Below are 10436 nucleotides of genomic sequence, written 5' to 3'. Positions count from 1 at the left end.
TCTTCCGAAATTCCTTCGGCGTCGGCTTTGTAATTTTTTACGATTCTGTGACGAAGAATTCCAATGGCTACTGCTTTTACATCTTCGATATCTGGAGAAAATTTACCATTAAAAGCGGCGTTGGTTTTTGCTGCCAAAATTAAATTTTGCGAAGCCCTTGGACCAGCACCCCAATCGATATATGTTTTCACAAATTCGTTTGAAAGTGGATTATCGGGACGCGTTTTGCTTACTAACGAAACTGCATATTCAATTACATTATCAGCAACGGGTAACTTACGAATTACATTTTGAAAATCAATAATTTCTTGAGCAGTAAATAAAGAATTTACCACAGGTTTAAAATCAGAAGTGGTTGCTTTTACTACATTTACTTCTTCTTCAAAACTTGGATAATCCAATTTCACAGCAAACATAAAACGATCTAATTGCGCTTCTGGTAACGGATAAGTTCCTTCTTGCTCAATTGGATTTTGAGTTGCTAATACGAAATAAGGCAAATCTAATTTATAATGATGTCCGGCTACAGTCACCGCACGTTCTTGCATAGCTTCTAAAAGAGCAGCTTGCGTTTTTGGCGGCGTTCTGTTAATTTCATCTGCCAAAATAATATTGGAAAATATTGGTCCTTTGATGAATTTAAAATGACGATTTTCATCTAAAATTTCACTTCCTAATATATCCGACGGCATCAAATCAGGTGTAAACTGAATTCTTTTGAAATTCAATCCTAAAGCTTGCGAAATAGTATTAACCATTAAAGTTTTTGCTAATCCGGGAACACCAATTAATAAAGCATGTCCACCAGAAAAAATACTCATCACAATTTGATGTACGACTTCATCCTGACCTACAATTATTTTTGCAATTTCCTGCTTTAATGCTTTTTGTCTTTCAACTAATTCCTGAATGGCTGCTACATCTGACATAATAAATTTAGGATTTAAAAATTTGAACTTAATTATTATTACACTAAAATATAAAATAAATCATAAACCCTTTGAACATTCAAAGGGTTTATGATTTATTTTTTTAACCAATTATTAGTAAAATCACAATCTTTGTATTCGTCCGATATTTTAATATAGGTTTCTTTTATTTTTTCTTCACTCCATTTAGCAATTTCTTTAATTTGCTTATCTTTCAAGGCTAGCTCTTTTATTTTTAAATAATCTTTCGCGAAATCAGCTAAATGTTCTTCGGTTCTATTATTAACTGTTATAATTTTATAAAATTTTAAACCACCACCAGATCTGTCTTCATCTAAAATTGGTAATGAAATTTCACCATCTTTTAATGATGAAACTTGACCATATAAGGCTGGATCCATTTTTGTTAATTCAAATCTAGGCTCCATAGTTCTAGGATTTAATAAAACTCCACCATTATTTTTGGTTTCTTTTTCATCAGATGAAGACTTAGCAGCATCAGCAAATGTTATTTCTTTGTTTAAAATTTTCGCTCGAATATCTTCGATTTTAGCCTTAGCGTCTTTCATTGCTTGATTTGAAACTTTTGGCGAAATTAAAATATGACGCAATTCAACCTCTTGACCTTTAATTTTATCAACCATAATGATATGATATCCATAGTCTGTTTCAAAAGGTTCCGAAATTTCTCCTTCAGCTAAACTAAAGGCTACTTCTTTGAATTCCTTTACAAATCCAGTTTTACGATTAATTTTATAATACCCTCCGTTAGAACTTGAACCTGGATCTTCAGAAAACAGAACCGCTTTACTGAAAAAACTAGCACCATTTAATACATCTTGTCTTATTTCTTTTAATTTTTCTACTACTCTTTTCTTTTCTTCATCTGTTATTACAGGCTTTACGACAATCTGAGCAACCTCCATTTCAGCACCAAATGTTGGAATTTCATCTGCTGGAATTTCTTTGAAAAAGTTACGAACCTCCTCAGGAGTTATGGTAATTTCATCAACAATCTTCTTTTGCATTTGAGATGTTAACTTATTCATCTTTATAATTTCAAAAAAATAAGACTTAAATTCTTCTATATTTTTTTTCTTATAAAACTTAACTACTTTTTCAATCGAACCAATTTGCTGCACCATCGCATCTAATTGTTCATTCATAAAACTATTTACTTCAGCGTCAGTAACAACAATACTATCTTGAATAGCATGGTGAGCATACAATTTATCTTCTAACTGTTTACCAAACAATTGACATCGTGTAATGTTTTTTGTATCGATACCTTGCGCTTTTAATTGAATTAATTCCAAATCAATATCAGAATCCAGCACTACATAATCACCTACTACACCAATTACTCCATCTACTTTCTCTTTTTTGGGTTGTGCAATGACCGTAATATTAACTAAAACTAAAACGGTGAAAAGGAATTTTTTATTTATAAACTTCATATTTATTGTCTTTAATGGCATCATTCGTAATCTCTTTTTCTATTGTATTAATTAATTCTAATTTTCTTTTATTTATAATAATCTGCTTAATGGTTGGTTTTAAAAACTCAAGAGGCGTGGCGCTATCCTTTGGTAAAACATTATTCACTTTAACCAACCAAACTGTTGTTGAATCGGGATATTGAAAATTCATTCCATTTGAGATATATTTTTGCTTATTCTCTATATTAATAAACGGTATTTTCTCATAAACTTGATTGATATCTACCCAAATAGAGTCGTTAAAAGCATAACTTTTAAATTGTACAGCCAATTGCTCCAACTCTTTTCTATCTTTTTTGGTAAAGGAACTAAACTTTGATTTAATTTTAGAGAATTTTGGATTTTCTTTAACTAAATTTATATATCTGAGTTTCACTAGTTCTGAAGAATTTTTAAAATATTGCTTATTCTCATTATAATATTGTTTAATCTGTTCTTCAGTTACCGTAGTGTCAATTTGTCTTATTACCAACTCTTCAATGTAGGCTTTTGTATATAAATCAATTTTATATTGTTCTATTAAAGTATTAAACTCTGAAACTTTTTCTTTCCCTATATTTCGTTCCGCAGCTTCAAATAGTATTTTTTGAGAAGCCCATCTATCAATAAATGATTTTACTATCGCTATACTATCTTTTTTTGAAGTTCCTTTTGGTACTAAATTCTCTATATCATATTCAAATAAATAACTTTCACCAACCCGTGCAATGGCCCTAGGCTTTTTCTCTGATTTGAAATAATCACAGGAAAAAAGCATCATTGAAAGTAAAAATATGGATATGAAAAACCGCATATTATTTAGTTAATTGTAATTTTACTTTGGAAAAAACTTCTTTATTAATGTTAATTTGGAATTCTTTCTTCAATTCATCAACCCAGTTATTTTCTAAAAACTGCTGATAATCACTAATCACCTTACCTTTACAATCGGCAAATTCTTTTGGCCCTGCTTCATTAATTCTTTTCACATTAACTACAAAATAGTATTTATCTTTATTTACAACCGATGTAACACCAACTGCAGCATTTGAATATTGAGATAATATATCATAGTCTTCTTCGTAAAGTCCTGATTTTACCATAACATTTACTTTTCCATCGTTGTTTAACTTTTCTTTTATATACTCTAATGACTTGCCCTTTTTGAGAAATTTTTGTGCTTTTTCAATGATTAATTTATCAGTTGAAGATAAAATATCTACATCATATCTTTTTTTCCATTGGTACTTCTCAATATTAGCCTTGTGGAAATTCATCAAACCTGTGGTATCCGATTTAGCTCTATTCCATATTTCCTTTTCCATTAAATCAAACAATAACAATCCATCTCGATATTCATCCATTACATAACGAAATTCAGGAAATTCATTTTCTAAATTTTCATTGTAGTAATTAGTTAATTGTTCATCTGTGAATTTTTCAAACAATTCATCTACCAATTTAGCAACGGGTTTTGTTTTGATATTCGATTTTTGTTGAGTGTAAATAAAATTTAAAAACGATGGTGCTGTAACCTTTTGAGTTTTATTAATAGTCAACAAAGAAAGATTCATTTCTTTCAAATTTGCAGGAATTTGCCAGGTTTGACTGTAAAAATCCTCTGTAACGCTTTTCTTAATTTGAGCTAAAACCTTTGCATCTTTAACATAAGTATATTTTGCTCTTAACTTTTTTGCTAATGAATTGGTAATTAATAAAGAACGTTCATCTTTTCTAATTTTTTCCTCTAAATCAGACTTCATTTCATCAAAGGAACGTAAAGGATGTTTCTCAATTAATTTTACAATATGCCAACCGAACTGCGATTGAAATGGAGCTGAAATCTGATTTTTTTCTTTTAACTCAAAAGCCACATTTTCAAACTCTTCCGAACTCAACTGACCTGAACCAAAACGTTGTAAAACACCACCCTTTGGAGCAGAAGATTTATCTTCAGAAAATTGTTGGGCTAAACTCTCAAAACTTTCACCTTGTTGTATCTTTTTATAGATATCTTCTATAGTAGCTTTTGCTTTTTCAGCTTGAGCAATATCTGAATTATTAGGCTTTACAATCATGATGTGTGCAACTGTAACCTCACCTCTATTTGCTCTTTTATCGGTTACTTTTACAATGTGATAACCAAAACGAGTACGAAATGGCTTTGAAACCTGACCAACTTTAGTTTTATATACTGTATTTTCAAATGGATAAACCATTCTAAAAGCCGAAAAATACCCTAAATCTCCATTATTTTCTTTTACAGATGGGTCTTCGGAAGTTTGTTTTGCAACAGTTACAAAATCTTCACCTGCATCTAATCTTTTTTTAATATCTAAAACTTTATTATAGGCCTTAAGTGTATCTTGTGGCAGGGCTCCTTCATCTAATAAAATTAAAATATGAGAAGCTCTAACTTCTTGTTGCATTCTATCATATGCCTCATGAACTAATTCATTAGTAACTTTTGAGTCATTTAAATAATTTTTTGATAGTTGATTTCTATAAGATTTCAACTCCGCTTGATAATTAGAACCGTTTTGCAGACCTAATTTATTTGCTTTTTCAACTTTTAGCTTGTATCCAACAAACAAATCCAAATACTTATCTAAATCTTTTTGAGAATCATCTTTTACCAAATCCAAATTTTTATTGTACACTCTGATGAATTCATCCGTGTAATAAGGATGATTGTCTATTGAAAATAATACTTCCTTGGTTTGGGCTAATAAAAAGTAAGGTGTTATTAAGAAAACAAAAATAAGTAAGCGACTAATTTTCATAATTATTTATACATTTTTAGTTGTAATCGACAAAAATAACAATTCGAGACTATTCCACAACATTTATAAGCGACTATTAACAGAAATTTCTACAAAAAAAAGTTACTTTTGCACAAAATTTTGAATAATGAGTTTTATAGAAGAAATAGCAAGAAGACGAACTTTTGGAATTATCTCGCATCCCGATGCCGGAAAAACGACTTTAACCGAGAAATTATTGTTGTTTGGAGGCGCAATTCAAGAGGCTGGAGCTGTAAAAAGTAATAAAATTAAAAAAGGAGCTACTTCCGATTTCATGGAGATTGAAAGACAAAGAGGAATTTCGGTAGCCACTTCTGTCTTGGCTTTCAATTATAAAGATAAAAAAATCAACATCTTAGATACGCCAGGTCACAAAGACTTTGCAGAAGACACTTTTAGAACTTTAACCGCTGTTGACAGTGTAATCGTAGTCATCGATGTTTCAAAAGGGGTTGAGGAACAAACAGAAAAACTGGTAGAAGTTTGTAGAATGCGAAACATTCCAATGATTGTTTTCATCAACAAATTAGACCGTGAAGGTAAAGATGCCTTCGATTTGATGGATGAAGTAGAGAAAAAATTAAAACTTCGAGTTACACCATTAAGTTTCCCTATTGGAATGGGATACGATTTTCAAGGAATTTATAATATTTGGGAAAAGAACATCAACCTTTTTGAAGGCGATAGTCGTAAAAACATTGAAGAAACGATTGCTTTTAACGACATCAATAGTACAGAATTAGAAGGAATTATTGGTGAAAAACCAGCAAACCGATTAAGAGAAGAATTGGAATTAATCGATGAAGTTTATCCTCCATTTAGCCGTGAAGAATATTTGGAAGGCGATTTACAACCGGTGTTCTTTGGTTCGGCTTTGAATAATTTTGGAGTTCGTGAATTATTAGATTGTTTTATAGAAATTGCGCCAACGCCAAGAGCAAAAGAATCCGACACTAGATTAGTACAACCTGATGAAACCAAATTCAGTGGATTTGTGTTTAAAATTCATGCGAATATGGACCCAAAACACCGTGACCGTTTGGCGTTCATCAAAATTGTATCGGGAACTTTTGAAAAAAACAAACCGTATTTACATGTTAGACTTGGAAAGAACATGAAATTCTCAAGTCCGAATGCGTTTTTTGCTGAGAAAAAAGAGATTGTTGATATTTCCTATCCTGGCGATATCGTGGGATTACATGATACGGGTAACTTTAAAATTGGAGATACACTAACTGAAGGAGAACAAATGAATTTCCAAGGAATTCCAAGTTTCTCACCAGAACATTTCAGATACATCAACAACGCTGATCCTTTGAAATCAAAACAGTTAGAAAAAGGAATCGACCAATTAATGGACGAAGGTGTTGCCCAATTATTTACTTTAGAAATGAACGGAAGAAAAGTAATTGGAACTGTAGGAGCGCTTCAATACGAAGTTATTCAATACCGCTTAGAGCATGAATATGGTGCAAAATGTACGTATGAAAACTTCCCTTCTTTTAAAGCGTGTTGGGTAAAACCACAAGATCCTAAAAATGAAGAATTTGCCGAATTCAAACGTGTGAAGCAAAAGTTCTTAGGCCATGATAAATACGGACAATTGGTGTTCTTAGCCGATAGCGATTTCTCTATCCAAATGACCCAACAAAAATATCCAACAGTAGAATTATTCTTTACTTCGGATTATCAAAAGAGATAAAAAAAAAAGCCATTTCAAATGAAATGGCTTTTTTTTGTAATTAACACTTTCATGAAAATTATCAGCAAAAATAGATAACTAACAATCAAAAATGATTATAACTCAAGCTATACTATTTATAATGTTATATAATTAAAAAGGTAGTTTTCGAACGTTTCTAATATATATTTCAGTAGCGGAATAAAAAATAACTAAACTTTTTTGTTACAAACTTTACAAAAACAAAGCGACTTTTATTTTTACACAAAAGCCGCTATTGTTACAAACTGTGGTTGTAAGAGGTTTTATTCCTTATCAAAAATTAATAAAGAACTACTATTAATTTCTCTCAAAGTTAACTTAGATGAACTAATACTATATACTTCGTAGCAAATTTTATCATTTATATCGGAATTATTTGTTAAAGTTAGGTAATTTGTTTTTGAATTTACTAAAACATTATTGTTACACTTTGGAGAACTATTGTTTAATGAATATACATAAGTATCTGTCTGTGAATTGTTATAAAACCATATTGAGTTTCCATTTGAATCAAAATTTATTTTCCAATTTGTATCATTTTCAGATATCCAAGTGCCAACAATTGAAGAATCTTGTATTATAATTTTAAAAGAAAATAATAATAAACAGATTGTTACTGTAGCTATTAAAATATTGTTACCTTTTTTTTTCATTTTTTTCATTTTTATTCTGTTATACAATCTATATAATTTTCACAGCTATTAAATTTATTTACTCTGTCTGACAATCCATTATAACCACCATTAACTTTCTTTGTAACATTTTTAACTGTATCATTTATATCATTTTTTCATTTTGATTTATAAATGAAATTTTTTCTTGAGCAATTAATGTCAAAGGCATTATTACAAAAATGAAGAAAAAGTAATTTTTCATTGTCTTTCAATATTAGTTAATGTTATATGTTCGTAAGAAATGCTCGAAATATCAAATTTTTTTATACAAGTTTCTTTTAATTGTCCAGAAAATTTCACTGATATTGATTGTCCAATAGGCAATTCTTTAACATCGTTAAAGGATGATAAAAAATTCTCATTACAAACAATCATGTGATGAACACAGTTGTTACAATCTGGTTCAACATAAGTTATCCAAAATTTGTTATTGTAAAAGTTATCATTTGGGTCAAGCTGTTTTTTATAAACAAGTTGTCCAATTAAGTTCGCGGATTCTGGGATTGTTGCTCTAATATCAGAATTACATCCACAAGTTAGGTTATCATCATTTTTATTACAACTAATTGTAGAAATTAATAATGTTAACGAAAAGCATAAAATGGATATTTTTTTTACACTTTTTGAAATGTTTTTTCTTTTCATCTTTTTGTTTTTTGTATCATTAGCACTCTTTTTTTTCGATTATTTTCTTCAAAAATTGGTTACAACTCATAAATAACATAAAGTTTATGCTATTTTCAACACGCAATTTAAAAACCTTTAAACAAACCATTGCTGTAGTTTTTCTGCCTATTTTAATAAATTTTCAAATAAAAAACCCAAACTCTTTCGAATTTGGGTTACAAATATTGTTTATAATATTTTATTTATTTCTCTTCTGCTCTCTCGCTAACAACGTATTTTTCAATAACATTGCAATGGTCATAGGTCCTACTCCACCTGGAACTGGCGTAATATAGGAAGCTTTTTTAGATACGTTTTCAAAATCTACATCACCTACAATTCTGTATCCTTTTTCAGTTGTTTCGTCTTCAACTCTTGTGATCCCTACATCAATTACAACTACATCGTCTTTTACCATTTCTGCTTTTAAGAAATTAGGAACTCCTAATGCAGAAATAATAATATCGGCTTGAGACGTAATTTGATTGATGTTTTTAGAATGACTGTGTGTAACCGTTACCGTTGAATTTCCAGGAAAACCTTTTCTTCCCATTAAAATCCCCATTGGTCTTCCTACAATGTGGCTTCTCCCAATAACTACAGTGTGTTTACCATCAGTTGGTACATTATATCGCTCTAATAATTCTAAAATTCCGAATGGTGTTGCCGGAATAAAAGTAGACATATCTAAAGCCATTTTTCCAAAATTTTCAGGATGAAAACCATCTACATCTTTACTTGGATCAATAGCTTCAATGATTTTTTGAGTGTCAATTTGTTTTGGTAACGGCAACTGAACAATGAATCCATCAATATCGTCATTCTCATTCAATTCTTTGATTTTTTTCAACAATTCAATTTCTGTAGTAGTGCTAGGCATTTTAATCAAAGTCGATTCAAAACCTACACGCTCGCAAGATTTTACTTTGCTTCCTACATACGTTAAACTTGCTCCATCGTTACCTACAATGATAGCTGCTAAATGAGGTACTTTTTCACCTTTGGCTTTCATTTGAGCTACTTCAGCTGCGATCTCATTTTTAATATCTTCCGATACTTTTTTTCCGTCTAATAATTGCATTTGTTTTTTGTTTGTTGTGTTGTTTTATATGCTATAAAAAAGACGCGATGAATCGCGTCTTTACAGTTTATCTCATGCCTTTCATTCCGCCCATGGCTTTCATCAGGTTTTTACCTGCGCCACCTTGCATCATTTTCATCATTTTGCTCATTTGGTCGAATTGTTTCATCAATTGGTTAACTTCCTCAATTTTTCTACCCGAACCTTTTGCAATTCTAGTTTTACGTTTCACGTCAATGATAGAAGGTTTACTTCTTTCAGCAGGTGTCATCGAGTGAATAATTGCTTCTATATGTTTGAATGCATCGTCTTGAATTTCTACATCTTTTAACGCTTTTCCAGCACCTGGTATCATTCCAACAAGGTCTTTCATGTTACCCATTTTCTTGATTTGTTGGATTTGCGCTAAGAAATCGTCAAAACCAAATTCGTTTTTAGCGATTTTCTTCTGTAATTTTCTTGCTTCTTCTTCGTCATATTGCTCTTGTGCTCGTTCTACTAAGGAAACCACGTCTCCCATTCCCAAGATACGATCCGCCATACGAGAAGGATAAAACACATCGATAGCTTCCATTTTTTCACCTGTACCGATGAATTTAATAGGTTTATTCACTACCGATTTAATCGAAATCGCAGCTCCACCACGCGTATCACCATCTAACTTCGTTAAGATAACTCCGTCAAAATTCAATCTATCGTTGAATGCTTTTGCTGTGTTTACCGCATCTTGTCCAGTCATCGCATCCACCACAAATAATGTTTCTTGTGGTTGAATTGCTTTGTGAACATTTGCAATTTCGTTCATCATTTCTTCATCCACAGCCAAACGACCAGCGGTATCGATAATGACTACGTTGAAACCATTCGCTTTTGCATGCTTGATTGCGTTTTGAGCAATTTCAACAGGATTTTTATTTTCTGGTTCTGAATATACTTCAACACCAATTTGTCCACCTACTACGTGCAACTGATTAATTGCCGCAGGACGATAGATATCACAAGCAACCAATAAAGGCTTTTTGTTCTTTTTAGTTTTTAAAAAGTTCGCTAATTTTCCAGAAAAAGTAGTTTTACCAGAACC

General features: G+C 31.1%; 9 protein-coding genes. 1 reads left to right on the top strand and 8 read right to left on the bottom strand.

Annotated features, from left to right (window positions below):
- The 4 genes from Q0075_RS07750 to Q0075_RS07735 all read right to left on the bottom strand — a co-directional run.
- Window positions 1-929 (bottom strand): MoxR family ATPase (locus Q0075_RS07750; protein ID WP_297869016.1); only part of this gene is annotated, 929 nt, incomplete at its 3' end.
- Window positions 930-1024: 95 nt separating this feature from the next.
- A complete protein-coding gene (locus tag Q0075_RS07745) occupies window positions 1025-2386 on the bottom strand; it encodes a peptidylprolyl isomerase (RefSeq protein WP_297869015.1) in 1362 nt (453 codons plus the stop codon).
- Window positions 2370-3188 (bottom strand): hypothetical protein, encoded by an 819-nt coding sequence (locus Q0075_RS07740; RefSeq protein WP_297869014.1) that lies wholly within the window; start codon window positions 3186-3188, stop codon window positions 2370-2372. The genes Q0075_RS07745 and Q0075_RS07740 overlap by 17 nt, the downstream gene beginning before the upstream one ends.
- Before the next feature lie 34 nt (window positions 3189-3222).
- Window positions 3223-5190 (bottom strand): peptidylprolyl isomerase, encoded by a 1968-nt coding sequence (locus Q0075_RS07735; RefSeq protein WP_297869013.1) that lies wholly within the window; start codon window positions 5188-5190, stop codon window positions 3223-3225.
- Between the two features lie 127 nt (window positions 5191-5317).
- Between Q0075_RS07735 and Q0075_RS07730 the strand changes: the two genes are divergently transcribed.
- On the top strand, window positions 5318-6913 hold the full coding sequence (locus Q0075_RS07730; protein WP_297869012.1) for a peptide chain release factor 3: 1596 nt from the start codon (window positions 5318-5320) through the stop codon (window positions 6911-6913).
- Between the two features lie 284 nt (window positions 6914-7197).
- Here the strand turns inward: Q0075_RS07730 and Q0075_RS07725 are convergent, their stop codons facing one another.
- The 4 genes from Q0075_RS07725 to ffh all read right to left on the bottom strand — a co-directional run.
- Window positions 7198-7587, bottom strand: a complete 390-nt coding sequence (locus tag Q0075_RS07725) for a hypothetical protein (RefSeq protein ID WP_297869011.1) — start codon at window positions 7585-7587, stop codon at window positions 7198-7200.
- Window positions 7588-7806: 219 nt separating this feature from the next.
- Window positions 7807-8253, bottom strand: a complete 447-nt coding sequence (locus Q0075_RS07720; protein ID WP_297869010.1) for a hypothetical protein — start codon at window positions 8251-8253, stop codon at window positions 7807-7809.
- 220 nt (window positions 8254-8473) lie between these two features.
- Window positions 8474-9355 (bottom strand): tetrahydrofolate dehydrogenase/cyclohydrolase catalytic domain-containing protein, encoded by an 882-nt coding sequence (locus tag Q0075_RS07715; RefSeq protein WP_297869009.1) that lies wholly within the window; start codon window positions 9353-9355, stop codon window positions 8474-8476.
- Window positions 9356-9422: 67 nt separating this feature from the next.
- The coding region (gene ffh / locus Q0075_RS07710) for a signal recognition particle protein (RefSeq protein ID WP_297869008.1) at window positions 9423-10436 on the bottom strand (1014 nt) is incomplete at its 5' end.

The sequence above is a fragment of the uncultured Flavobacterium sp. genome, assembly GCF_937967675.1.
Taxonomy (GTDB): domain Bacteria; phylum Bacteroidota; class Bacteroidia; order Flavobacteriales; family Flavobacteriaceae; genus Flavobacterium.
The sequence above is the reverse complement of the archived record's forward strand: the minus strand, read 5'-3'. Positions and strand labels throughout refer to the sequence as shown.